The organism is Arthrobacter sp. ZGTC212, assembly GCF_002929255.1.
In the GTDB taxonomy this organism is placed as follows: domain Bacteria; phylum Actinomycetota; class Actinomycetes; order Actinomycetales; family Micrococcaceae; genus Arthrobacter_B; species Arthrobacter_B sunyaminii.
In genome coordinates this window covers 751,458-774,593 of the sequence record NZ_PJIJ01000001.1, presented here as the reverse complement: position 1 = coordinate 774,593, position 23,136 = coordinate 751,458, and the positions used below count along the sequence as shown (strand labels likewise).

Below are 23,136 nucleotides of genomic sequence, written 5' to 3'. Positions count from 1 at the left end.
GCCGGTGCTCGGCTGCATCCCTCAGGAGAAATGCTCCTAATCATTAACCCTCTGGTATTCGTCGAGAGATTCGGCAGGCAACTTACTCATGTGCTTGCCTCGTCGGTCCACTTTGCATATCCAAAGCGATTGAACGGCATCCTCCAACTTGCGCCGGTAAGAACTCATGATGAGAGTGGGGTTCTGCAGCTGTTCCTCCGAAAGTCCGGACTCCAGCATTCCGGAGTTTCTCCGGCGAATCTCACCCCTGCTCTCCTCATTGCCTTCGACCAGAAGAAAGTTTCGCGCGGACAGTAAGCTCATTGCACTGTGCCAATTCTGCGCCGGGGCCGGGTCACGGTAATAGATTCTAAGGCGCTGCTCGATTACCTTGCCCGCTGCCCGGTGCTTCTGATAGAGATCTTCCAGTTTCAGCCTCGCTTTTTCGAGCTGGGGATCGGTGGCCCTGTCAGCAAGGCGCACGTCCTTGGCGGTCCGCCAGAAGGATTGAAGTCCGAAATAAAGGGTGTTGCCGCAGTCAGTGAGCTCAGCTGCCAACTGTTCTCGAATTTCAGAAGACTCCCGCCGCCTCTGAGCGCGAGCAGTGACCCAGTTAATGACAAATAAAGCCAAAGCAGCAGTCAGAATTGGACCGACCGCTGCAACGAGTAACCGTTCCCAAAGTGGTTCCATCATGTCTCTGCTTCCCGAGAATTAAAAGCCACTGTGATCACACACCTACCGGTTTCTATATACGCTTCATTCAGGAGAAATGTCTATAACTATCGCTAAGGCAAGACGCTGATGGGCATCGCACCCCCGCGCTTGGACGGGGTGCGAAGATCCGCCCTGCCACACGAGGACTCTCAGCGGTCAACCGTGGCCGGCGCGGGCTGACGGTACCCGGAAACGATCCACGCTCCGGCCGCCACCATGGCCGGGCCGTCGCTGGCAATGATGATCCCGGCGAACCGGTCGGCGTAACTGCCCAGATCCTCGTGGACCGAGCCCACCACAGCATAAACCGGGACCCGACCGCTGCGGGCCAGCAGGGCCGCAATGATTTTGCCCTGCCCGGTTTGGGAGTCCAGCCGGCCTTCATCGACGACGACGGCGTCGCTGGCGGCGATCCGCGGTTCGGCTTCCAGCAGGTCCAGAACAAAGTCCGCACCGGAGACCAGGTCGGCGTCGTATTGGGCCCACATGCCGCCGGCGGCACCGGACCGGTCCACGGTGCGCGGGTCGCGTTTCAGTGTCCCGGACAACTCCTTGAGTCTTCTGGTCAGCAGCTCCACCGTTGCCGCATGGGCGCCTTTCTGCGGTGCGGAGACGCGGGCCGCATCGGTAAAGTAGGTGGTGACATCCAACAGGACAACCAGTTTGGTGCCGCACAGCCCGCCGTCGTGGTCGATGGCCCGAATTGCACCCGCGCCGCCGTCGGTCGTTGCCGATTCGCCGGCAGCCACCAGTATCCGGCGGGCACCTCGGCGAGCGGCCTCCGCAATTAGCACGCCGGTGCCGTAGGTGCTCGCCGCCACCGGATCCCGCTTCCCGCTGGCGGGAAGGTTCAGTCCGCTGGCCGAGGCGAGTTCCACGATGGCCGTGCCTGATGCGCTGAGGCCGATGACCGCCTCGATTGGATCGCCCCAGGGGGCCAACGGTCGGCAGGGTGAGGGGGTTGGGCGGTCAGGCCGCTGAAGACGACGTCGAACGTTCCCTCTCCTCCGTCGGCAACGGGCATCTCTTCGGCCGTTCCTCCGGTGGAGCGGATACCCGCCGCGATGTTCGTAGCCACCTCGGCGGCGGAGTACATGCCCTTGAAGCTGTCCGGTGCCACCAGGATCTCCACGGGGTGCGGCTCGGTGCGTGCAGGATCATCGCGTCGCCTCGCGCTGTCCCCCGCCGCCGCACAGCGCAGCAACGCCGGCGCATAGGTGTACTCAGACAGCACGTTAGTTACACCTGATGGGTGCTTTGCCTCCGAGGCTGCCATGCGGGCGTTGATGGTTGTAGAAGTCTTACCACGGTTGCAGGGCATCGGTCCGGACCTGGTTCGAGGCGAAAACCTGCCGGTAGGCCCAGCGTTCTTGCAGGGGGCGGTTGAACCGTTCAGCTTTGCCGTTTTGCCAGGGATGGCGGGGCGTGATGAGGATGTGCTTGGCCCCCAACGTGCTCTGGGCGTGTTGGAAGTCGTTGGAGAGCCGGTAAGCGAACGCGTTGTCTGTCATGACCCGTTTCACCGGTGCCCCATGGGCTGCCATGAACGCTGCAGCCCGTTCCAGGAACCCGGCGCAGGTAGGCCCTTTCTCGTCGGGGTGAACTTCAACAAACGCGAGCCGGGAGTGACCGTCCACGGCGACGTGGACGTAGTCGAAACCGATTTTCGTGTGGCCGGTGCCCCGGACGCGATTGCGCTGGTACTGGTGCATATCTGTTTGGGCGGGTTCATGTTCATCCTCACCCGGAAGTGGCTTCAGCGCCGCGATACGGTAACGGAGGGGAACGCTCTCATGCACCGTGCAGGATCATAGCGGCCGCGTGAGCAGCCTCAGTATTTGGTCGAGTCGTCCAGCAGCGCCGCGATGGCGTCCAGTGTTTCGCTGTCCACCTCGGACAGAGTGCGGGTGGCAAATTCGCGAACCTTAGCCCGGCGCATCGCCGCCAGCAGCTCCAACTCACTCTGGATACGCTCCGGAACTTCGCCGTCGGCCTCCAGCAGGTAAGAAGGATTGATCTGGAAAAACTCGGCCAAGCCCGTGACCACCTCTACGGGCTGGCGGACCGTGGCATCCCCGGATTTCATGTGGTGCCAGCGGGTGCGTGAGAGCTTGATCCCCTTCTCGGCAAGGGCTGACTGAATGTCGTGGAATTCAAATGGCTTGCCCTCGGATGTCTGGACGACATCCAGCAGCAGGTCGATTTTGCGGGCGAGAATTTGGGATTCCCTCAGGTTGCGCTGGGCAGCGCTTTCAGCGGCCACGGTTATTTTGCCTCCGAAACTGGGTCGGTCAAGTCAACAGGTGTCTCCAGGTCCAGGCACCGGCACCAGGCCTGGACGGATTCATTCCACAGTTGTGGAGCAGAGTTCCACTCCAGCGTGTGGTGGGCGCCGTCGAACTCCACGAATCCCACAGGCTGGCTTTGCCGGGAAACGAATGCCCGGGAAAGCTGTACTGGTACGGAGTGATCATCAGTACCGTGAAAAATCATAGTCGGGATACTTGGATGTTTCTGCATGTAGGTCGCGGGCATTTCGCGCCACCTGATGACGGGTTCTCCCCGGGGGCGAAGGAGATTGACGGTATGCGGCAGCCACCGGGCCAGGAACCCGGGACAGCCCGCACGCCGCAGCTGCGCCGAAATGATCGCAGGCCAGTCCAGCGCCGGAGACACCAGCAGCACGCCCGCGGTGCTCGGCGCCGGGCACCGCCCGATGGTGCGGAGCACAATGGAAGCACCCAGCGACCAGCCCACAAACAGGATCCTCCGGGCTCCGTGATCCAGCGCGTAGCGTCTGGCCGCCTCGATGTCTTTCCATTCGGTGAGCCCCAGATGGCTGCGGCCCGGCGTTTGGCCGAGGTCCAGGGATGTGCGGTACGTGGGCAGCAGCGAGGTATAGCCGAGGTCTGCGAAGGCTGCCACGCCACGCAGGCACTGGCTTCGTGAACTGCCCAGCCCATGGACGTGGATGACCCACACACCGCTGCCTTGAGCCGACGGGATGATCCACGCCGGAAGCCCGCCAATGGTTGCCTCCTCGGCGGCGAATCCGAAATCCGCCGGGGTATCGCCCAGGTGACCGCTGAGGCGGCCTTTGCCATCCCGGATTATTCGGCCGGGGTCACCGCTCTCCACCGTCCGCCGTACCGCGGTTCCGACGGCGGGCGGCCCCAGCACCACTAACCCGCCGCCCGACGGCGCACGCATGCTGAGCCGCCCGGGATGGGCGGCAAATCCGTTCGGTTCAAAGTCAAGGTACTGCCGGTTCCCGATCCTCCCGTGTCCACGGACCGGCGCCAGCGTCCTGCCCGGGCCCGCATCCGTGACCTTTGCGCGGATCAGGGATCCGGCCAGCGCCGGCAGACAGGCGGCGGCCGCGACAGCCAGCACCGTGCGCACGGTTGGCCACGCCATCAGAGCGGCCTCCCCTGTTTCAGGCACAGCGCCTCGGCCTGGTTGACTACGCTTCTGTCCGCCGGTGACATCTGCTGCCCGCGGTTCTCAGAGAGGTCCATCCAGTCGTGGATTTCAATGACCAGGCGGTGAATGGTATCGGCGGTGTTCCGCGCGCGCTTCCGGTGCCCTTCGGTGACGGATTGGGCGGTGGTTCCCACCAGGCTGACGGCGGGTGTCTGAGCGACCGTGGAGAGCCACACTGCCCGGAGCCGGGGCTCCAGCACGCGGATCTGCCGCCGGACTCTGAGGTCGCTGAGGATCCGGCCAATCGGTGCCACCGCCAACCCGGCGGACAGCAGCACCACCGTCAGGGGATTGGACACGTCATACACGGTTCCGGCGGCACGCCTCAGTTCCTCGTTGCCGGTCACGTTTGCCATGTCCATAACAAGCACGGAGATGCAGAGAACAATGCCCGCAACACATCCCAGCGCAATAATCCGAAACCCCACGCGAAAGCGCTTGCGCCTCATATGCGGCACGTTCTTCAGGCAGGTGGCCAGGGTTCCCACCATGACCGCCAGTATGTACAGGTATTGAATCCCCGAGTAAAGGGCTGCCGCCGGCTGGCTTCCGTAATCCAGCATGAAGGAGAATGACGGGACAGGATCGTCGATCAAGGCAAAGCTCACCGCCATGATGACAACCGTGATAACTGCCGCGCGCCGCAGCCAGAGGGTTCCCCTGCCGCTTACCGTGTCACCGGCTCTGGCACCGTGGGCGATGGCCCGCGACAAATAATAGACACCAAAAATCAACAGGGCGTTGGCGGCCAGATCCAGCCCGTTGGGCCAGGGCATTTTTTCTGCTGCCCAGAGATAGAGCCCGTCGATATTCGTTGTTAAGGACGCGGCGATGACTATTGAGGCTTTCAGCATTGTGTTATCCGGGCGGGTGCGCGCCCGGAGCGCCAGTGTCAGCACGAGCAGCCACATGAAAATCACGACAATCAGGTTGCTCATTCGAAGTACGCCTCGTACCGGTAGATTTCATGGCTGGATTCCCGGATGGCTGCGGCCAGAAGATCGGCGAGATGTTCTGCCGCCGCTTCCAGATCAGAACGGAAGTCACCGCGGGCCAACGCTTTGGCCACCACCTCGCCCGAGAGTTCCTGGAAGACTTTGACCCCCTGCCATGAGGCCTCAACGCTTTCATCATGGCGGAGGACCATGTGCGAGAGTTCGTGGAGAATCAGCTGCTGGCGATGAAGAGTCCCCTTCGTCGCGGAGTGATAGACCACGTCCGCATTCTCCCGTGGAATCCACAGCCCGCAGATTTTCTTACCCGTGAGCTTTTCGCTTTGAACAATGACGATGGGACGCCGGCGGATTATCTCGACGTGCCGGATAAGGGATTCCAGTGTGACGCGTACAGGCAGCTGAAGTCGCTCGAACGCATCTTTTGCCGTTTGTCGAACGTCTTTATCCATGGGGTTCCTCATTTTTAGTGGGGCCTCACGCTAAAGTGTAGTTCGGAACATGTTCCAATCATGTATTATTGGGTCACCGGCCCGGTGCCGAGCATTGTGAAGATCGTTTTTTCGGAAGTTGGGGGACTTTCGGATCTTTCGCAGACATGCTCGGCCCAGGCCGGTTTTTCATTGCGGGGCCGCCGCCATACCCCGCACTTCACAAAGGCACTTATCCAGGCGAGGCTTCTCTTTCGCTGGTTACTTTTGTGCCACCCAGGCGGCGTAGCTGCCGTCCAGTTCGACGACGTCGTACCCGGCGCGGCGCAGGCCGCTGGCTGCCACGGAGTTCCGCACTCCGCTCTGGCAGTAGGTCACAATGGTGCCGCTCTCCGGAAGCTCATCCAGGTGCCACAGCACACGCCCGCCGCTGAGCTGGTACGAACCGGGAATGTGCCCGGCCGAGTGCTCGGTGCGGTTGCGGACGTCCAGCACCATGGCGGCGTCGAAATCCGGAAGTTCGGACGGCTGGATCAGCGGCGGAGTGAACGGCGGCAGACCGTCGATGCTGGTGACGTAACCGGCAACGTTGTCGATGCCCACGCGGACCAGGTGGTCCCACATTTCCTGCGCCTGCTCCTGACCCTCGGCCAGGAGCACCAGCGGGTTCTGGTCCTTTTCCGGATCCACGACCCAGGCACCGAAGCTGGCAACGGACTTGCCGGCGGGAATGTTGAGGGATCCGGCAACAGTGCCCTCATGGACACGGGCGTTAGAGCGGGTGTCCACGAAAATCGCACGGCCGGCAGCGAGATCACGGACGACGTCGTCCGTGGGCAGTTCCTGCAGCGGCGCCCGCTCGCCCATGACGGCCGGGCCCTGCCGGTTTTCGCGCTTCATGCGGCCGAAGTAGGCGTGCGCGTCGGGCTGCCCGTCGAGCAGTTCGTTGATGAACCCCTGCTCGTCGTTGTTCTCGAGGTACGGGCCCCACCAGGCGTAGCGGCGTTCGTAGCCGACGGTGGAGGACGGGATGGCCCCCAGGGCCTTGCCGCAGGCACTGCCGGCGCCGTGGCCCGGGTGCACCTGGACGTAGTCGGGCAGGGTCAGGAACTTGTCCCGCAGGCTGGCGAACAGCTGCTTGGCACCTGCAAAACGGGTGTCGACGCCGCCGGCGGCTTCGTCCAGCAGGTCCGGACGGCCGAGGTCGCCGGAGAAGATGAAATCGCCGGACAGCAGGTAGCCGGGTGAATCACTGAACGCGCCGTCAGTGATCAGGAAGGACAGGTGCTCCGGGGTATGGCCGGGGGTGTGCAGAGCCTGGACGGTGATGTTGCCGAGCTTGACGGTATCCAGGTCCTGCAGGCGTTCACCGTCGAAGTCATACTGCCAGTCGGGTCCGCCTTCACCGGAAACGTAGACGGTGGCACCGGTGGCCGCAGCCAGTTCCCGGGTTCCGGAGAGGAAGTCGGCGTGGATGTGGGTTTCGGTAACGGCCACGATTTTCATGCCGTTCGCGGCGGCGAGGTCCAGGTAGCCGGCAATGTCGCGGCGGGCGTCAACGACGATCGCCTCGCCCTTGGCCTGGCAGCCGATCAGGTAGCTGGCCTGGGCCAGGTCTTCATCATAAATGCGTTCGATAAGCATGGGGGTGCTCCTTCTGTTGTGAAGTGGAAGGTTTGTTGTCTGTGGAGCTAGGCCGGCAGGTGCCGGGACGCGTCGCCCCGGTGCCGGTTGGTTTTACGCAGCGGGCAGGAAGGGATGAACAGCCAGCAGACGGCCACCGCAGCCAGCGCAAGTGCCGCAACGCCCCCGGCGAGAATCAGCTGGAGATCCGCCGGTGCCTGCTGTATGAGCACGAAGGCGCCCATGACCAGGACAAACCAGCCAAAGCCCTTGCGGAGCGCGGTCTCGGGGATCCGGCCGGTGAGCTTGGCGCCGATCAGGCTGCCGACAATCGCAGCGGCCGTGACGGCCAGGACCAGGCTCCAGTCCAGCTGGACCGTGGTGAGGTAGCCGGCGAGTCCGGCGAAGGACTTCATGCTGATGACCACCAGGGAGGTGCCCACGGCAATGGACATCGGCAGTCCGCCGAGCAGAGCCAGGGCGGGAACTACAAGGAATCCTCCGCCGGCACCCACCAGTCCGGTGACCAGGCCCACAACGAGGCCCTCGACCAGGATTTTTCCGAGCGGCATCCGGCGCGGAGCACCGCCGCTGTCAGTGCCTGCCGCCTGTTTGTTCTTACGGCCGCGGATCATGGCGGCCGAGGTGGCGACCATCATCAAAGCGAAGGCAACCAGCAGAATCTCGCCGGGAATGAAGCCGCCCAGCAAGCCGCCGGCAAAGGCGCCAAGCATGCCGGCGGCACCGAAGATGAGGCCGGTGCGCCACATCACCCGGCCGCTGCGGGCATGGCTGATCACGCTGACCGCGGACGTGACACCGACGACGAACAGCGATGCCGCAATGGCTTCCTTGGCGTCGAAACCGGCCACATAAACCAGGATCGGAACGGTCAGGATGGAGCCGCCGCCGCCGAGGACACCGAGCGAGAGCCCGATGAGAATGGACAGCGCCAGAACGAGGACCAGTGTCGGGGTCATGATGCGGCCGCGGTGTTCCCGGCTCCGCTCAGCGGCAGGCTGGCGAGGACGTCTTCAGGGGTGGGCTCAACGGCGGCCTTGTTCCACGGCATGACGGAAAGCGCCTTGCCCATGGCGCAGGTGTTGGTTGCCGCGGAGAAGGTCAGGCCCGCGCCAATGACGCCGGCCAGGGTCCGGACCTTGGGCGAAGCGAAGCGGCCGCCGGTCAGGCCCGCCAGCACCAGGGATCCGGCAGCCAGGCGCACCTGACGTTCCAGGTCCCAGCGCTCCTTTCCGCGGACAACGTTGCCGCCGGCCGCCGCATAACCCGGTACGCCTCCGGTGAGGACGGTGGCGGCATCGACACCGGCTGCGCCGAGCCGCTGCCGTGCCTGCTCGGCACGGACACCCGACTGGCAGACCAGAACGACGCTGCCGCCGAGGCGTGTTGCCACGGAATCAGCGTGGTCCTTGAGCAGCGGAAGGGGCACATTGACGGAACCGGCAATGTGCAGGGACTCGAATTCAGCTGCGGAGCGGACGTCCAGCACGATCAGGTCCGGGCGCTCACGCTGCCAGGCCTGCAGGGTCTGCGCATCGAGTGCAGTGACGGCCGATGCGGGGGTAGGCGAGCCGGGAGATGAGGGTGTTGCGGAAGCCATGGGGTCCTCTCAGGACGGGGAAGATGAATACCCCACCGAGTATTGCTTATACCCCCGGGGGTAGTCAAAACACCCACCGGGGTATAAGCTGGGACCTCGCCTAACTTCGGAGAAACGCCATGGAACTTGATGCAACAGAGCTCACCCCGGTCATCAACCGGCTCAAGCGTGCGCAGGGCCAGCTGAGCGCTGTCACCCGCATGCTGGAGGAAGGCCGCGACTGCAAGGACGTTGTCACGCAGCTGGCCGCCGTCTCCAAGGCGTTGGACCGGGCAGGTTTCCTCATCATTGCCACTGGGCTGCAGCAGTGCCTGACCCAGGAAGACAACGCCATGGACAAGAAGGAACTGGAACAGCTCTTCCTGTCCCTGGCGTGACACGGGTCCGGGCGAAGAAGCCCGGCCGGCGGCGGGGCAATTTCGGGAAGGCCTTGTTCCGGAGGCAGCATGTAACGAGCCTTTAAGGGAGCAACAGCTCCGTCAAAGGAATCGGCATGAAACTCTCCATCAAACTAGCGGCTGCCGCAGCGGCCGTTGCCTCCCTTGCCCTCTCCGCGTGTACAAACGACCCGGACCAGACGGCTGAAGCACCCGTCACGATTACTGTGTCGGCCTCCGCAAGCACTGAGTCAATGCGGCCGGAAACAACGTCACCGGCTCCAACCATTGCTTCACCCCCGCCGACACAGCAGCGCTCCAACAGGTCAGCACTGGAGATGACGCCGGAAGAGGCCATGCATGCGGCCAATAACGGTGAAATCACCCTGTCCGAATACTGCGCCCGGGATACCTTTTTCACGTCCGGGGATACCCAGATGTGCTACTTCTACAAAAATCCGCAGCCGCTCTGGCCGCAGGACTATGAGGAGATTTCCTGGCGTGACAGCCCCACCAGGTTCACCTTTACGTATGATCAGGCCTATGCGGCTTGGCAACAGGGGACGCCTTACTACGTAGCATTCTGTCTCAACTACGAGCCGGTAACGTCCGGCGGTATTTCCCAGTGCGACGGGATTCAACTGGGAACTGTCGACGGCTTCACTGGCGAGTACATCGGCCCCTGACGAACCTGACTGGGGCTGCCCTACGCTCCTACTTAGAGTCGGCCCCTTTTGCCGCGTCCCTTGTGCCCGGGCCGTCCGGGGTTGGCATCCTCGCGGTACACCTGCACCACGGCCGGCCGGGGCGCCCGAACTTCATCTGACGCCGCCACGGCGCCATCGGGCACGTAGTCCGGAAAGAAGGACGTGTGCGCGCCGTAGCTGCCGTCCTCCCCCGGATGCTGCACGGCAACGAACACCATGGATTCCTCGTCATGGATCACCGGTCCGCAGGTCTCTCCGTCACGGGGCACGGAAAGGAACTGCTCCACCTTGCCGCGGTCGCGTCCGGCAAGCGCCACTTTGAACAGTCCGTCGTTATAGCCGATTCCGGACGGAGCGCCGTCGGTGGAAATCCACAGGTTGCCGGCGGAATCAAAGGCCAGGTTGTCCGGGCAGGAAATGGGGCTGACCAACTCCCGCGGATAACCGCTGAAGTAGGTGGCATCCCCCTGCGCCGGGTCCCCGCAGAGCATCAGCAGATTCCAGCGGAAGCTGGTGGCCGTGGCGTCGTCGCGGTCCTCGATGATTTCCACAATGTGCCCGTCACGGTTTTCCCGCCGGGGATTCACTTCATCGGCAGCTGCGCTGGCGCCGACGCCGCGGTTGGAGTTGTTGGTGCAGGCCACGTAGACCCGCCCCGTGGCCAGGCTCGGCTCCACGTCCTCGCAGCGGTCCATCTTGGTCGCCCCGGCCTTGTCCGCAGCGAGGCGGGTGTAGACCAGCACCTCCGCCACGCTCATGCCCGGGATGGCCGATTTGCCGCGCACCACCAGCGGAAGCCAGGTGCCCCGGCCGTCGAATCCGCCGTCAGCGGGAACAGAGCCGGTACCGTCGATTTCAGCCGCGGGCGAGTTGCCGGCAAACCGGGCAACATACAGGTCCCCCTCGGCCAGGAGCGTCATGTTGTGCCGCTTGTCGTTCTTCCGGTACTTGTTCTTCGAGACAAACTTATAGAGGTAGTCGAAGCGCTCATCGTCCCCCGAATACGCCACGGCCTTGCCGTTGCGGGCAATGATGACGTTGGCACCCTCATGTTTGAACCGGCCCAGACTGGTGTGCTTGCGCGGCACCGACTCCGGGTCCTCGGGGTCAAGCTCCACGATGTAACCGAACCGGTTCGGCTCGTTGCGGGTTTCCGGGGTGCGCGCATCAAAGCGCGGGTCCTCCTGCTCCCAGCCCATGGCCGTCGCGGCGCTGCCCAGGCCATACCGCTTGTCCTCAGCGCTGGTGCCGTCGGCGCGAAAGAAGCCGTTGAAGTTCTCCTCGCCGGAGAGCACCGTTCCCCACGGAGTGCTGCCGCCGGCACAGTTGCCAAGCGTCCCGAACACAAACCGCCCCTCCGGATCGGCTGCCGTTTTGAGCAGCTCCGTTCCGGCTGCCGGTCCCGTGAGTTCAAAGACGGTGTCCAGGGTGATGCGGCGGTTGAGCCGGGCGCCGCGGACATAATTCCAGGGTGTGCCCCGGGAACTGCGTTCCAGTTCCACCACCGACATGCCGACGGCGTTGCGGAAGATGGCGCGCCGCTCGGCTTCCTCGGCGGCGGAGGCCGGGGCAGCCGGGAACATGATCTCCGGGTTTACATACTCGTGGTTGCAGACGAGCAGTCCCTTCTTGCCGTTGGGCTGGCGAAGGATTTCCAGATAGTCGTTGTTGTAGCCGAACTGGCGGGCCTGCGCGGCCGCGTTCTGGTCACGGAAATTGAAGTCGGGGGAATCGATGAACAGTGGATCTCCCCAGCGCAGCAGCGGTTCCCACTCGTATCCAGCCGGGACGTCAAAGCTGTCCACTGCCGCGTCCACGGGTGCGATGGGTGCGAAACCCAGGGACTTCCCCGGACCCCGTCCGCCGCCCGGCCCGGCCGGTGCCGCCGTCGCCGGAGCTGCGCCGCCGAGGGCCAGCACTGCGGCCCCCAGCGCGCCGGCTGCTCCGACCCCCAAAGCTGTGCGCCGTGAAAACTCGGCCGACACGATGTCCCGGAAATAGCTGTTGGCGGAAGTGTTGCAGACTGCTTTGCTGCAGGCGTTGTCGCACTTCAGAGCGCAGGTGACAGCACTACGCTTGCCTCGGGTGTGCCCGAGCATGGGCAATAGCCGTCTCTTCGGGGCGGCGCCGGCAAGACTTGACTCGGCGTTCACGGCGGGCTCAGAAGCGGACGGCACAAAATTGGACAGGTCGGTCAAGGGTCGGGCCTTTCTCCGGCGGATGTGTCGCTGCCCACGTTGGCAGTGGAAAGCGACGCGCAGGAGGCTGCCGGTTGAACGCCGGGTTAACAACTCCAGCAGGTGCCCTACCGTGCGGCTGCGACCAGGGACCGGACTTCGGGGGCCACTTCCTCGCCGTAACGCTGCAGGTCCCGGGCATTGTCGCTGGCCAGGAGGAATCCGGAGATACCGTATTCCAAGGCGATGTCCGCGAGTTCCCGCGCCCACTGGGCGGCCGGCCCCTGCAGCAATCCGCCGCCGGTGGTTTCGAGGGAACCGCTGATGTTCAGCAGCCGCCGCACCGCTGCCGGATCACGCCCGGCGGCGACCGCAGCGTCGTCAATCCGCGAGTTCATCGCTGCCAAATCGGCGGGACCGCCGCGGAGATAGCTGAGCGTGGGCACCCATCCGTCAGCCGTTTCCCCGGTGAGCCGGAGCATGCGGGGTTTGTAGGCCCCCAGCCAGATGCCGACGTCGTGCGCCGGTGCGGGCCCGCGCTTGGCGCCGTGGACCTGGTGGACCGATCCGTCCACCCGCAGCGGCGTCCGGTCGGCGGCGGACCAGACGCCGCGGATGATCCGGATCGCCTCCGCCAGCCCGGTGACTGCCTCACCCGGTTCCAGCCGCTGCCCGCCCACAGCCTCGATCGCGTCCCAGAAGGCGCCGGCACCCAGTCCGAGTTCGAACCGTCCGCCGCTGAGCAGGTCCAGGCTGGCCGCGCTGCGCGCCACGATCACCGGCTGGCGCAGCGGCAGATTCAGGACATTGGTGGCGAGGGTGATCTGCTCAGTTCTGGCAGCCGCGTAAGACAGCAGTGTCCAGGTGTCCAGGAACCGCGGCTGATAGGGATGATCCTGGAAGGTGGCCAGGTCCAGCCCGGCCCGTTCCGCCGTGACGGTCAGCTCCACCGCCTGCTGCGGCGGTGAGGCCGCAGGCGTGAGGAATGCTCCGAAGAGCAGGTTCCGGCCATAGTCGGGCATGGGGCGCTCCTTCCTAGTCGTTCATCCTAGGGCCTCGGACCCAGCCTGAGGGCACCACCTTTTGGAAGACCGCTAGAGGAAGAGTTTGAACCCCACATGCGACGGAGTAAAGCCCAGACGCTCGTAGAACCGGTGGGCGGAACCGCGCGCCCTGTCGCTCGTGAGCTGAACCATCGAGGCGCCGCGCCGCCGCCCTTCTTCGACCGCCCAGGCCATCATCGCCGAGCCCAGTCCGTTGCCGCGCAGCCCGGCATCCACCCGCACCGCCTCCACGAGCAACCGCGTGGCCCCGGCACGTGCCAGCCCGGGGATAACAGTCAGCTGCATGGTGCCGACAACCTTGTCCTGCTGGTTTGCCGCAACCACCAGCAGCTGGGCGGGATCGGCGTCAATCCGCCGGAAGGCCTCAACGTATGCTCCGTGGCACTCCGGTTCCGCGGAATCCTCACCCTGCCGCAGCTCATCTGCGGCCAGCAGTTCAACGATCGGCCTGACGTCGGCGGCACCTGCCCGGCGCAGGCGGTAGTTCTGCTCGGACAGGGTAAAGGTGGCCAGCGTCATGGGTTGATCCTTGCACGTTGCCTTCAGCCAACGGATCCGGCGGACCCTACTGCCGGGTGGCGCGGATTGCGTCGGCGATGGTCGTTCCCGGATGCTGCGCCCGGTACTCCTTCACCCGTGCCGGGTCGGCATCGCCGCCGCTGTTGTCCGTTCCCAGCCGGCCAACAATGCCCGGGGCAACAGCCCCCAGAAGCAGTGCCAGAGCCACCAGGCCGAGCCCCAAAAGAAGGTTGTCCGCAAAGATCCACACGGCCAGCCCGGCAGCCGCCATCAGAACCGTCACTGCCGGAAGTACGTACTTCATGCTGTCCTGTCCCCTCTCATCAACTGTCCATAAACCCGTTCCAGCCGGTCCAGCCACCACTGCCGGCGCTCCGGCGCCGCCGCGTAGCGCTCCAGCAATTCCCCAGACACCGCCACGTTCCGCACTGCCAGGGCGCCGCCGTCGGGCAGCAGGGGTTCCTCGGCGACATCCCCCGCCATCAGCGACAGTGTGCCCAGCCCGCAGGCATACGGCAGCTCGGGCAGCGAAGCCGCCAGCGCGACGCCGGCCCGGATTCCCACCGAGGTGTCCAGGGCAGAGCTGACGACGGCGGGAAGCCCGGCCGCGGCCACAATCTCCAGGGCGCGGCGAACTCCGCCGAGCGGAGCCACCTTCACCACGATCAGGTCCGCAGCGTCTTCCCGTGCCACGCGCAGCGGATCGGTTTCCTTGCGGACGCTCTCGTCGGCGGCAATCAGCACCGGGATGTCGCGGCGTGCCAGTTCCTGCCGCACCTCCCGCAGCCCGGCAATGTCCGGGACCGGCTGCTCGGCGTATTCCAGTCCCGCTTCGGCCAGCGCTCCCAGGGCGGCGACGGCGGTGGGCACGTCCCAGCCGCCGTTGGCGTCCACGCGGATGCCTGCGTTGGGCAGCAGCCGCCGGACTTCTGCCACCCGGGCCAGATCCTCGGCCACGGACTGGCCCCGCTCGGCCACCTTAACCTTCACGGTATCTACCGCTCCAAACCGGGCGAGGACTCCTTCAACCCGGTCCACGGCCACCGCCGGCACGGTTCCATTGACCGGAACGGAGGTCCGTACCGGTTTCGGATACCCCTCCCCCGCCGCTTCCAGGGCGGCCGCGAGCCAGGGCGCGGCCTCGGCGTCGTCGTATTCGGGAAACGGGGAAAATTCACCCCAGCCGGCCGGGCCGGGAATCAGGAGGGCCTCACGGTGCAGGATTCCGCGGAAACGGACGCGCATGGGAATCGAGACGACGCGGGCTCCGGTGAGCAGGACGGACAGGTCCGGCCGGGACCCGGAAGCGGAGGAAAAGTCAGGGGTAGCCACCCAGCCAGCCTAGCCCGGGATCGGTTCGGCACGGCATGACGGCGCTCACGGCGGCCATTCAGCCAAGTGCCAAGATCCAGTGGCAGACTAGGAGGCAATGAATACCCGCGATCTCCTGAACCGCCGCGCTCCGACTCGGCGCCCGCCTGCCTCCAATGCAGCCCTGTTCCTGTTCGGGGCACTGCTGTGTGCGGCTGCAGTGGCACTGACGTACTGGGGTTTTGTCCGAACCACCACCGGCCAGCTGGCCGATGAATCCGCCTGGCGCGAGGCTGAAGTGGCGATGCCCGGAACAAAGCTGCCGGTGCTGGAGTTCCTGGACAATCTGCCGCTGCTGTCCGTCTTCATTGCGGGGGCCGTGGTGCTGGTGATGACCGTACGACGACGGCGGCTGGCACCGGCGGTGATTGCGCTGGCAACTTTTGCTGCGGCGAACATCAGCAGCCAGCTGCTTAAGCGGCTCTTCTTTGACCGCCCGGACCGGGGCGTCATCACGCTGGACTTCAACTCGCTGCCGTCAGGCCACACCACGCTGGCTGCCTCGGCGGCCGCCGTCGTGTTCCTGCTGGCCTCTCCCCGCTGGCGTCCGGCGGTTGCCCTGGCGGGCGGAAGCTACGCCGTGCTCGCCGGAGCGTCCACCTTTGTTAACCTGTGGCACCGGCCGGCCGACGTCGTGGCGTCCTTCCTGGTGGTGGCTACGTGGACACTAATTGGCGGGTTGGTCATGCTGCGCACCACCCCTGAGTGGAATTACTGGCCGCCCGGCGGCCGGGGCCGCGGTTCAGTTCCGGTGCTGGCCGCGATGTGCTGGATCCCCGGGCTGCTGTCGCTGCTGATCAGCGTGGGCGCCTACCTGTACGCCATCAGCGGCACCACGGTGCTCGGCAGCAGCGAGTCCATGCTGTTGTATTTCTGGTCCGGTCTGGGCCTGATCGTTGGTGTGGGTTACGTGCTCAGCGCGCTGGCCTGCTGGGTCTTCTCTATGCAGGCGGGAGACCCGGCCCGCTGACCTGTCCGCGCGCCTGGCCCTTGGGCTGGCCGTAGCCGGGACGGCCTTTAGGCACCCATTTCCACAGTGCGGCCGCTCCCAGCAGGCCCAGGACGGCGGTGGCACCGATGCCTGCTGACAGTGACACCAGCGCCGTCACCGCCGAGAGGAGCGCCGGCCCGGCCATGGTGCCGGTGTCCGCCAGCAGCCGCCAGATGCCCAGGAACTGCGGGCGGCCGGGCGAGGGCGAGAAGTCCGCACCCAGGGTCATCACAATGCCGGAACCGATCCCGTTGCCGAAACCCAGGACCAGGGCCACCAGCAGCAGGCCGGTCCGGTCGGTGGTGAACGGCATCAGCGCCAGTCCCGCCGCCATGGTCAGCATGCACGGCACAGCCACCCAGCGCCGCCCCCACAGGTCCATGGCTTTGCCCGCGGGATAGAAGATCAGCATGTCGATGGCACCGGACAACCCGTAAATCAGGGCGGTCTGGGTGGGGTCCAATCCGATGTGCTGGGCCCAGAGCGGGATGACTGCCTGCCGGGATGCCCGCACGGCCGCGATCAGGAGGATGCCCAGGCCCAGTGTGCGGAACACCCTGCCGTGGCTGCCGAGGACGGAGCGAACGGTGGGCGCGGGAACAGCCGGGTCACCCGCGCCGCGGCGTCCTCTGCCGGCGGAGCCTGGACCGGGGGCTCGTCCCGGGCCCGCCGGGATGGGCACCCGCAGTTCAGGGACCCGCAGGCTGATAATCGCTGCCAACAGGGCGGCGGCGGCACCCACCCAGTAGGCTCCTGAGATTCCGGCGAAATGGATGACGCCGGCGGCGGCGAAGGGTCCGGCAAAGACACCAATCCGGTTTACCCCGCCCAGGGTGGACAGTGCCCGGGCCCGGTAATACAGCGGTACGGCTTCGGTAAGGTAGCTCTGCCGTGCCAGGCCAAAGACCGAGCCCGCCATCCCCACCATGAACACGGCCAGGGCAAATATCCACAGCACCGGTGCCAGAGCAGCCATGGCCATCGCTGCCGAACACCACAGTGCAGCGATCACCAGCGCCCATTTTTCGCCGAACCGGGTGGTAAGCACCGTGGCCGGCACGTTGGTGAGCAAAGAACCGATGCCCGTCAGGGTGATCACCAAAGCGGCCAGGGCCACGGTGGCTCCAAGATCCCGCGCTGTCAGCGCGATCACCGGCAGGATGGCCCCGGTGGCCAGGCCGTACAGGAGCGTGGGCCCAAACGCGGGAATGGCTATGGATTTGAGGCTAAAGGATTCTGCGGGCACCGGTTCAGGGTACGCCCTTATTGCTTAAGCCACTTCCAGCGTGCCAGGGTCCGCAGCCGCATCAGCAGGGCCCGGGACTGCTCCGGCCCGTACGGCAGAATAGGGATGGCCTTGGTCATATCGGTGGAGGCCTGGTCCATGGCGCTGCGGGTGACGGCAACGGCGGTGCGCATCTTGTTCATCTGCGTAGTCACGAAGTCCACGGCCACCGGTTTGCCGTGGCCCGGCACGAAGACCGAATACAGGTCCTCCAGTGCGGTCATCTTGCCCAGTGTGCGGATCCATTCCTTGGGAAAGGAGTCCTCAAAGGACGGATCCGCGCCCTCTTCCACCAGGTCTCCGGTGAACAGGACATCGCCGGCGCCGACGAGCAGGTCATGGTCGGTGTGGCCCCGGCCCAGATGGAAGAGCGTCACGGAGATGCCGCCCAGATCCAGGTCCACCGGGGAACCGTCCACCAGGCGGTTGGGTGCCAGAATCTCCGTGTGCACGCCCTCACCGGCGGCCATCTCGGCTTCCACGCCGGCGACGGCGGGGCGCTGGGAATCGCCCTGCTCGCGGATGGCTTCGGCGCAGCGGCTGGTGGCCCAGATGTCCTGGACGCCGTTCGCCGCCAATACAGCGTTGCCGAAGAAATGATCAAAGTGCGCGTGGGTGTTCACGGCGATCAGCGGCAGATCGGTGCGCTCACGCACTGCCGTCAGGATGGCGCAGCCCTGCCGGGGACCGGCACCGGTGTCGATGATCAGCGCCTGCTCATCCCCGATGACCAGACCGGTGTTCATGCCGAAGCCGGGATTGCGAAGCACCAGCACCCGCGGCGCCACCTCCAGCCACTGCTCGGTTTCCTGGCCGGTTGCGTGGGTCATGGGTCCGTCCTTTGTGGGGTCCGTGAGCTGCCCGGAGCCTCGGGTGCACCGGCGGTGAATTTCTTGTTCCAACTTCTGGTTCCAAGGTATCGCGGCCGCGGCGGCCGGACCACGACTGTCCGCAAATGTTGCGGCGCGGGTCCGGCAGGGTTCGCGGTGTCCTTGGTCCGTCAGAGGTCCGCGAGGACGCTGCCCGGGTTCTCGATGGCATCAGCCACATAGCGCAGGAAGCCGCCGGCGGTCCCGCCGTCGCAGATCCGGTGGTCGAAAACCAGGGTCAGCTCGGTCATTTTCCGTACGGCCAGTTCGCCGTCCACAACCCACGGCTTGTCGATGATCCGGCCGATCCCAAGGATGGCCGACTCCGGATAGTTGATGATCGCGGCGCTGCCGTCCACACCGAACACCCCGTAGTTGTTCAGCGTGAAGGTGCCCGACGTCAGCTCGGCAGGCGTGGCCTTGCCATCGCGTGCCGACGCTGTGAGCCGGCGGATTTCCGCGTCCAGGCCGCGGGCGTTCATGGTGTCGGCACGGCGGATGGAGGGAACAACCAGGCCGCGGTCGGTCTGCGCTGCGAAGCCCAGGTTGACGCCGTCGTAGGCTGTGATGCTTGCACCGCCGTCGGCGTCCTCGGATGCCGGATCAAACCGGGCATTGAGTTCGGGGAACTTCGCCAGCCCGGCCAGCACAAAGCGGGCGAGGAACGCCATCAGGCCGGGGGTGTTATCCGGGTGCCGGCGCTTGAGGTCCGCACGCAGTTCCAGCAGAGCGGTGGCGTCCACATCCACCCAGACCGTGGCCTCGGGAATGCTGGCCCGGCTGGCGGTGAGGTTCGCGGCAACCGTTTTGCGCAGTCCCTTGACCGGTGTCCGCGATGCGACGGCCAGGCCGGTGCGCGGGTCGCTGCCGGCAGGGGATGCCTGGATCCCCGGGGTTGCGGGGGCTGCGGCGGGTTCGGCCTTTTCGGATGACCCTGCCCCGGACAGAGCTGCTTCCACGTCGCTGCGCAGGATCAGTCCATTGGCGCCGGAGCCTGTCAGATCAGCCAGCCGGACACCGTTCTCGCGGGCCAGCTTGCGGACCAGCGGCGAGATGCACCTCGGAGCCTCGGCCGGGATGTCCGGGACTATTGCCAGAACCGGTACCGGAGGGGCTGATGAAACCGGAGCTGCACCCGGTCCAGCAGCTGCGGTACGCGGGCGGCGGGTCCGGCGTGCCACGGCGTGCCCGCCGGGGGTGCCGTAACCAATCAGCACGTTGCCCGAACCGGCCTTTTCTTCCTGCCGGTACGCTTCGCCGTCGGGGTCGCTGCGTCCCGGTGCCGGCGCGGATCCGACGGCGGCGCTTTCGACGGAAGTTGTCCCGGCGCCGGCCGCTGCCACAGAGATCAGGGGACGCCCGACGTCGAGCGTCTGCCCTGCTTCGCCGTGCAGCTGCGCCACGGTGCCGGCAAACGGGGAGGGAACTTCCACTAGGGACTTGGCGGTTTCCACCTCGGCCACCGGCTGGTCCACGCGGATCTCATCACCCACGGCCACCAGCCAGGTCACCAGTTCGGCTTCAGTCAGGCCTTCGCCCAGATCCGGGAGCAGGAAGGTGCGCGTGCTCATCGGTCCTCCCACTGCAGTTCGTCAACGCTGTCCAGGATCCGGTCCACGCTGGGCAGGAACCAGTGCTCGAGCTTGGGTGCCGGATAGGGAATGTCGAACCCGGTGACGCGCAGCACCGGTGCGGCCAGGGAATGGAAGCAGCGTTCCTGCACGCGGGCCACGATTTCAGAAGCCACGGAGGCGAATCCGGGTGCTTCCGAGATGACGACGGCGCGGCCGGTGCGGCGAACCGAGGCGGTGACGGTTTCATCGTCGAACGGCACGATGGAGCGCAGGTCGATCACTTCCAGGGACCGGCCCTCTTCCGCTGCGGCTTCGGCGGCAGCCATGGCCGTGGCCACTGACGGTCCGTAGGCAATCAGGGTGGCGTCGGAGCCGGAGCGGGCCACTGCGGCGGTGCCGATGCCGCCGGACAGCCGGGTGCCGTCGCCGGACACATCTTCGGCGTCGAAGCGGCTGCGCAGTGCGGCGAGGTCCACATCCTCCTTGGTCCAGTAAAGCTTCTTGGGTTCCAGGAAAACCACGGGATCATTCAGCCGGATGGCTTCGCGGAGCAGCGTGTAGGCGTCGGCAACCGTGGCGGGCGCCACGACGGTCAGTCCCGGAGTGTGTGCGTAGTAGGACTCGGAGGAGTCGCAGTGGTGCTCCACTCCCCCGATGCCGCCGGCGTAGGGAATGCGGATCACCATTGGCAGGCGGACCTTGCCGCGGGTGCGGTTGGCGGTCTTAGCCACGTGGCTGACCACCTGTTCAAACGCCGGGTAAGCGAAGGCGTCGAACTGCATCTCCACTACGGGACGCATGCCGTTCATGGCCATGCCCACGGCCATGCCCATGATGCCGGATTCGGCCAGCGGGGTGTCGAAGCAGCGCTCTTCACCGAAACGGGCGGTCAGCCCGTCAGTGATGCGGAAGACGCCGCCCAGCGGGCCCACGTCCTCGCCGAACATGATGACGGCGGAATTGGCCGCCATTTCATCGGCCAGTGCGGTGTTCAGTGCCTTGGCGAAGGTGAGGGACTCAGGGGCGGCCGGGCCCGGCGCGGCCGGCGCTTCGAGTGTTTCAGGGACTTCGAGGGTTTCGGTAACGGTCATCGTGGCTGCCTTTCAGGCCTGGCGCGAGAGTTCGTCGCGCAGCAGGTTTGCCTGCTCAGTGAGCTGCGGCGTGCGTCGGGTGTAGACGTGGTTGAACAGTTCCTGCGGATCCGGTTCCACATCGGTGTTCAAGCCGTCGCGCATGGCGGCGGCAATGTCCTCGGCATCTGCTGCGAAGCCGGTCTCGGCGTCGTCGTCCAGCAGGTTGAGGCCGCGCAGATAGGTGCGCATGCGGGCGATGGGATCCCGCGGCACCCACTTCTGAACGTCCTCCTCCGTGCGGTAGCGGGTGGCGTCGTCCGCGTTGGTGTGGGCCTGCATGCGGTAGGTATGCGCTTCAACCAGTGACGGCCCGTGTCCCTCACGCGCCCGGTCCACTGCGGCGCCGAGGACCGAGAGCAGGGCCGCCAGGTCGTTGCCGTCCACCCGTTCGCCGGGCATGCCGTAACCGATGGCCTTGTGCGCCAGGGACGGCGCCACCGACTGGCTCGCCAGCGGCACCGAGATGGCGTACTCGTTGTTCTGCACAAAGAACACCACGGGCACGTGGAACACGGCGGCGAAGTTCAGGGCCTCGTGGAAGTCGCCCTCGCTGGTGGCACCGTCTCCGCACATGGCCAGCACCACGGTGTCTTCGCCCTTGAGCTTGGCGGCGTGGGCCACGCCGACGGCGTGCAGCAGCTGGGTTGCCAGGGGCGTGGCCTGCGGAGCGGTGTTGTGCTCGTAGGGGTCGTAGCCCGAATGCCAGTCACCGCGCAGCAGCGTCAGGACCTGCAGCGGTTCCACGCCCCGGGAAATCACCGCCACTGTGTCGCGGTAGGTGGGAAAAAGCCAGTCGTTTTTGTCGAGAACGACGGCGGCGGCCACTTGGCACGCCTCCTGGCCGTGGGAGGAAGGATAGACCGCCAGCCGGCCCTGCCTCACGAGCGCGTTGGCCTGGTCGTTGATGCGCCGGCCCGCGATCAACCGGGCGTAGGCACTGCGGAGGGAATCGCCGTCGGGCAGCGGATAGCGGTCATCGTGGCGGTGGACGCCGTCCGGGTCCACCAGCTGCACCGGTGAGTCCGAGGGCAGCAGGTCCGAGCTGCCGGCGGTGCCGAATCGGCGTGCGTCCCTGCGGGGATCGTCCATGGCTCCGGGGGGCGGATTGCCCGTTGAGATAGTCATTTTGCCTCCGTCAGCTGCCCTTCCACCGCCTCTTCGCCGTGGATGTTCTGTTACCCAAGTATGCTGACGAACCCTTATTCGTATCCACAGAGCGGCAAAAACGTGGATGAATGAGGCCCTGTCGGCTACGCTGGTGGACGAAATGTAAATTGTGAGCTGGATTACCCCGGAGAGTGTGGACACTATGGCACGGGACATCACCGAGCAACCGGCCCCGAAACTGGATGACATCGACCGATCCATCCTCGCTGAGCTCACGGGCAACGGCAGGGCGTCCGTCACGGCCGTGGCCGAGGCCGTGCACATTTCCCGCGCCCACGCGTATTCCCGGATTGCCAAGCTGACGGAAACAGGAGTGCTCAGCCGGTTCACCGCCGTCGTTGACCCGGTGAAAGCAGGGCTGCGTTCGTCCGCCTATGTGACATTGAAGGTACGTCAGCACTCGTGGCGGGAACTGCGTGAACAGCTGCGCGCCATTCCCGAAATCCATCACATTGCACTGGTGGGCGGCTCCTTCGACGTAATCCTGCTGGTCCGCGCCGAAGACAACGTGCACCTGCGCCATGTCATCTTCGACCAGCTTCAATCAATGCCGGGCATCCTGGATACGCAGACGTTCCTGGTGTTCGAGGATCTGGACGCCAGGTAAGGGCAAGGCCCCGGACCCGGCACCCGCGGCCCCCAAGACAGCAAAAGACCCTGACGCAGCAAGCGGCCCGCCAACCGGAAGTCCGGTGGCGGGCCGCTGTGCGCAGTACCGGGGCGGCTTAATTTTCGTCGTGCCCCTGATCCATGCTCATCTGATCCTCTGCGGGAGGGGTTTCTCCCGGGGGAACGCCGCCGCCGGGCTCCAGCCCGGTGACGTTCCCTGCCGCGGGGTCCGGGTTGGCAAACTTACCCTTTTCCGTGCTGGTGTCGGCGTTGCCGCCGCCCTCCCGGCTGGAGTCCTGCAGTTTCTTGCCGGCATCCTTGGGCTTGTCGGGATTGCCCGGGTCATTATTCGGATCGTAGCTGTCCGTCATCTGTGCCTCCGTCTCTCCGTGGCTACTGGTGCTTCCGGGGTGGCCCGGACAATAATCAGCATGCTGATCATTAGTTTCCAACGTAGTCTCTGGCGCCCCGGAGAAACAACCCGGC

The 23,136-nt window shown here is 65.5% G+C and carries 26 protein-coding genes and 1 pseudogene; 5 read left to right on the top strand and 22 right to left on the bottom strand.

Annotated features, from left to right (window positions below):
* Positions 1-36: 36 nt before the first annotated feature.
* From CXQ89_RS03835 to CXQ89_RS03825, 4 genes and pseudogenes are all read right to left on the bottom strand, one after another.
* Complete coding sequence (locus tag CXQ89_RS03835; protein WP_104160349.1) at positions 37-675, bottom strand: hypothetical protein; 639 nt, start codon at positions 673-675, stop codon at positions 37-39.
* Between the two features lie 170 nt (positions 676-845).
* Positions 846-1,574: a glycerate kinase gene (locus CXQ89_RS03830; RefSeq protein ID WP_258059848.1), complete on the bottom strand. Its 729-nt coding sequence runs from the start codon at positions 1,572-1,574 to the stop codon at positions 846-848.
* A complete protein-coding gene (locus CXQ89_RS18745; RefSeq protein WP_258059847.1) occupies positions 1,547-1,930 on the bottom strand; it encodes a glycerate kinase in 384 nt (127 codons plus the stop codon). Before CXQ89_RS18745 ends, CXQ89_RS03830 begins: the two co-directional genes overlap by 28 nt.
* Positions 1,931-2,000: 70 nt before the next feature.
* A pseudogene (locus tag CXQ89_RS03825) lies at positions 2,001-2,393 on the bottom strand (DDE-type integrase/transposase/recombinase); the annotation flags it as partial.
* Here CXQ89_RS03825 and CXQ89_RS18740 point away from each other — a divergent pair.
* Complete coding sequence (locus tag CXQ89_RS18740) at positions 2,295-2,510, top strand: hypothetical protein (RefSeq protein ID WP_258059933.1); 216 nt, start codon at positions 2,295-2,297, stop codon at positions 2,508-2,510. The pseudogene CXQ89_RS03825 and the gene CXQ89_RS18740 overlap by 99 nt on opposite strands.
* Positions 2,511-2,527: 17 nt before the next feature.
* Here the strand turns inward: CXQ89_RS18740 and CXQ89_RS03820 are convergent, their stop codons facing one another.
* From CXQ89_RS03820 to CXQ89_RS03785, 7 genes are all read right to left on the bottom strand, one after another.
* A complete protein-coding gene (locus CXQ89_RS03820) occupies positions 2,528-2,959 on the bottom strand; it encodes a hypothetical protein (RefSeq protein WP_104101778.1) in 432 nt (143 codons plus the stop codon).
* A gap of 2 nt (positions 2,960-2,961) precedes the next feature.
* A complete protein-coding gene (locus tag CXQ89_RS03815) occupies positions 2,962-4,113 on the bottom strand; it encodes an alpha/beta hydrolase (protein ID WP_104160347.1) in 1,152 nt (383 codons plus the stop codon).
* Positions 4,113-5,117 carry a hypothetical protein gene (locus CXQ89_RS03810; RefSeq protein ID WP_104160346.1) on the bottom strand — a complete coding sequence of 335 codons (1,005 nt, stop codon included), beginning with the start codon at positions 5,115-5,117 and terminating at the stop codon, positions 4,113-4,115. The genes CXQ89_RS03815 and CXQ89_RS03810 overlap by 1 nt, the downstream gene beginning before the upstream one ends.
* Positions 5,114-5,584: a hypothetical protein gene (locus CXQ89_RS18130; protein WP_146067191.1), complete on the bottom strand. Its 471-nt coding sequence runs from the start codon at positions 5,582-5,584 to the stop codon at positions 5,114-5,116. Before CXQ89_RS18130 ends, CXQ89_RS03810 begins: the two co-directional genes overlap by 4 nt.
* A gap of 240 nt (positions 5,585-5,824) precedes the next feature.
* The gene (locus CXQ89_RS03795; RefSeq protein WP_104160343.1) at positions 5,825-7,207 is read right to left on the bottom strand and encodes a rhodanese-like domain-containing protein; all 1,383 of its coding nucleotides are present in this window, start codon (positions 7,205-7,207) and stop codon (positions 5,825-5,827) included.
* A 47-nt stretch (positions 7,208-7,254) separates the two neighbouring features.
* Positions 7,255-8,166, bottom strand: coding sequence for a sulfite exporter TauE/SafE family protein (locus CXQ89_RS03790; protein WP_104160342.1), 912 nt, complete (start codon positions 8,164-8,166; stop codon positions 7,255-7,257).
* Positions 8,163-8,807 carry a rhodanese-like domain-containing protein gene (locus CXQ89_RS03785; protein ID WP_104160341.1) on the bottom strand — a complete coding sequence of 215 codons (645 nt, stop codon included), beginning with the start codon at positions 8,805-8,807 and terminating at the stop codon, positions 8,163-8,165. Before CXQ89_RS03785 ends, CXQ89_RS03790 begins: the two co-directional genes overlap by 4 nt.
* 119 nt (positions 8,808-8,926) lie before the next feature.
* On the opposite strand from CXQ89_RS03785, the gene CXQ89_RS03780 reads away from it, so the two are divergent.
* Complete coding sequence (locus CXQ89_RS03780; protein ID WP_104053005.1) at positions 8,927-9,184, top strand: metal-sensitive transcriptional regulator; 258 nt, start codon at positions 8,927-8,929, stop codon at positions 9,182-9,184.
* 116 nt (positions 9,185-9,300) lie between these two features.
* A complete protein-coding gene (locus CXQ89_RS03775) occupies positions 9,301-9,870 on the top strand; it encodes a hypothetical protein (RefSeq protein ID WP_104160340.1) in 570 nt (189 codons plus the stop codon).
* Between the two features lie 32 nt (positions 9,871-9,902).
* Here CXQ89_RS03775 and CXQ89_RS03770 read toward each other — a convergent pair whose 3' ends face one another.
* The 5 genes from CXQ89_RS03770 to CXQ89_RS03750 all read right to left on the bottom strand — a co-directional run bounded on the left by CXQ89_RS03770 (position 9,903) and on the right by CXQ89_RS03750 (position 14,896).
* Entirely contained in the window at positions 9,903-11,990 is a 2,088-nt protein-coding gene (locus CXQ89_RS03770) for a PhoX family phosphatase (protein ID WP_104160339.1), read from the bottom strand.
* A 206-nt stretch (positions 11,991-12,196) separates the two neighbouring features.
* The gene (locus CXQ89_RS03765; RefSeq protein ID WP_104160338.1) at positions 12,197-13,090 is read right to left on the bottom strand and encodes an LLM class flavin-dependent oxidoreductase; all 894 of its coding nucleotides are present in this window, start codon (positions 13,088-13,090) and stop codon (positions 12,197-12,199) included.
* A gap of 72 nt (positions 13,091-13,162) precedes the next feature.
* Entirely contained in the window at positions 13,163-13,651 is a 489-nt protein-coding gene (locus tag CXQ89_RS03760; RefSeq protein ID WP_104160337.1) for a GNAT family N-acetyltransferase, read from the bottom strand.
* A gap of 46 nt (positions 13,652-13,697) precedes the next feature.
* Positions 13,698-13,955, bottom strand: a complete 258-nt coding sequence (locus CXQ89_RS03755) for a hypothetical protein (protein WP_104160336.1) — start codon at positions 13,953-13,955, stop codon at positions 13,698-13,700.
* The gene (locus CXQ89_RS03750) at positions 13,952-14,896 is read right to left on the bottom strand and encodes an o-succinylbenzoate synthase (RefSeq protein WP_258059923.1); all 945 of its coding nucleotides are present in this window, start codon (positions 14,894-14,896) and stop codon (positions 13,952-13,954) included. Before CXQ89_RS03750 ends, CXQ89_RS03755 begins: the two co-directional genes overlap by 4 nt.
* Before the next feature lie 184 nt (positions 14,897-15,080).
* On the opposite strand from CXQ89_RS03750, the gene CXQ89_RS03745 reads away from it, so the two are divergent.
* Positions 15,081-15,992 (top strand): phosphatase PAP2 family protein, encoded by a 912-nt coding sequence (locus CXQ89_RS03745; RefSeq protein ID WP_104053010.1) that lies wholly within the window; start codon positions 15,081-15,083, stop codon positions 15,990-15,992.
* On the opposite strand, the gene CXQ89_RS03740 is transcribed toward CXQ89_RS03745, so the two are convergent.
* The 5 genes from CXQ89_RS03740 to pdhA form a co-directional block, all read right to left on the bottom strand.
* Positions 15,964-17,259 carry an MFS transporter gene (locus CXQ89_RS03740; protein WP_104160335.1) on the bottom strand — a complete coding sequence of 432 codons (1,296 nt, stop codon included), beginning with the start codon at positions 17,257-17,259 and terminating at the stop codon, positions 15,964-15,966. The two genes, CXQ89_RS03745 and CXQ89_RS03740, sit on opposite strands and share 29 nt — an antisense overlap.
* Positions 17,260-17,276: 17 nt before the next feature.
* Positions 17,277-18,128 (bottom strand): MBL fold metallo-hydrolase, encoded by an 852-nt coding sequence (locus CXQ89_RS03735; RefSeq protein ID WP_104053012.1) that lies wholly within the window; start codon positions 18,126-18,128, stop codon positions 17,277-17,279.
* Positions 18,129-18,298: 170 nt separating this feature from the next.
* Positions 18,299-19,738, bottom strand: a complete 1,440-nt coding sequence (locus CXQ89_RS03730; protein ID WP_104160334.1) for a dihydrolipoamide acetyltransferase family protein — start codon at positions 19,736-19,738, stop codon at positions 18,299-18,301.
* The gene (locus tag CXQ89_RS03725; RefSeq protein ID WP_104160333.1) at positions 19,735-20,832 is read right to left on the bottom strand and encodes an alpha-ketoacid dehydrogenase subunit beta; all 1,098 of its coding nucleotides are present in this window, start codon (positions 20,830-20,832) and stop codon (positions 19,735-19,737) included. The genes CXQ89_RS03730 and CXQ89_RS03725 overlap by 4 nt, the downstream gene beginning before the upstream one ends.
* Positions 20,833-20,844: 12 nt before the next feature.
* Entirely contained in the window at positions 20,845-21,999 is a 1,155-nt protein-coding gene (gene pdhA, locus CXQ89_RS03720; RefSeq protein WP_104160332.1) for a pyruvate dehydrogenase (acetyl-transferring) E1 component subunit alpha, read from the bottom strand.
* 184 nt (positions 22,000-22,183) lie between these two features.
* On the opposite strand from pdhA, the gene CXQ89_RS03715 reads away from it, so the two are divergent.
* On the top strand, positions 22,184-22,648 hold the full coding sequence (locus CXQ89_RS03715; RefSeq protein WP_104160331.1) for an Lrp/AsnC family transcriptional regulator: 465 nt from the start codon (positions 22,184-22,186) through the stop codon (positions 22,646-22,648).
* Positions 22,649-22,766: 118 nt separating this feature from the next.
* Here CXQ89_RS03715 and CXQ89_RS03710 read toward each other — a convergent pair whose 3' ends face one another.
* On the bottom strand, positions 22,767-23,021 hold the full coding sequence (locus CXQ89_RS03710) for a DUF6480 family protein (protein WP_104160330.1): 255 nt from the start codon (positions 23,019-23,021) through the stop codon (positions 22,767-22,769).
* Positions 23,022-23,136: the final 115 nt, after the last annotated feature.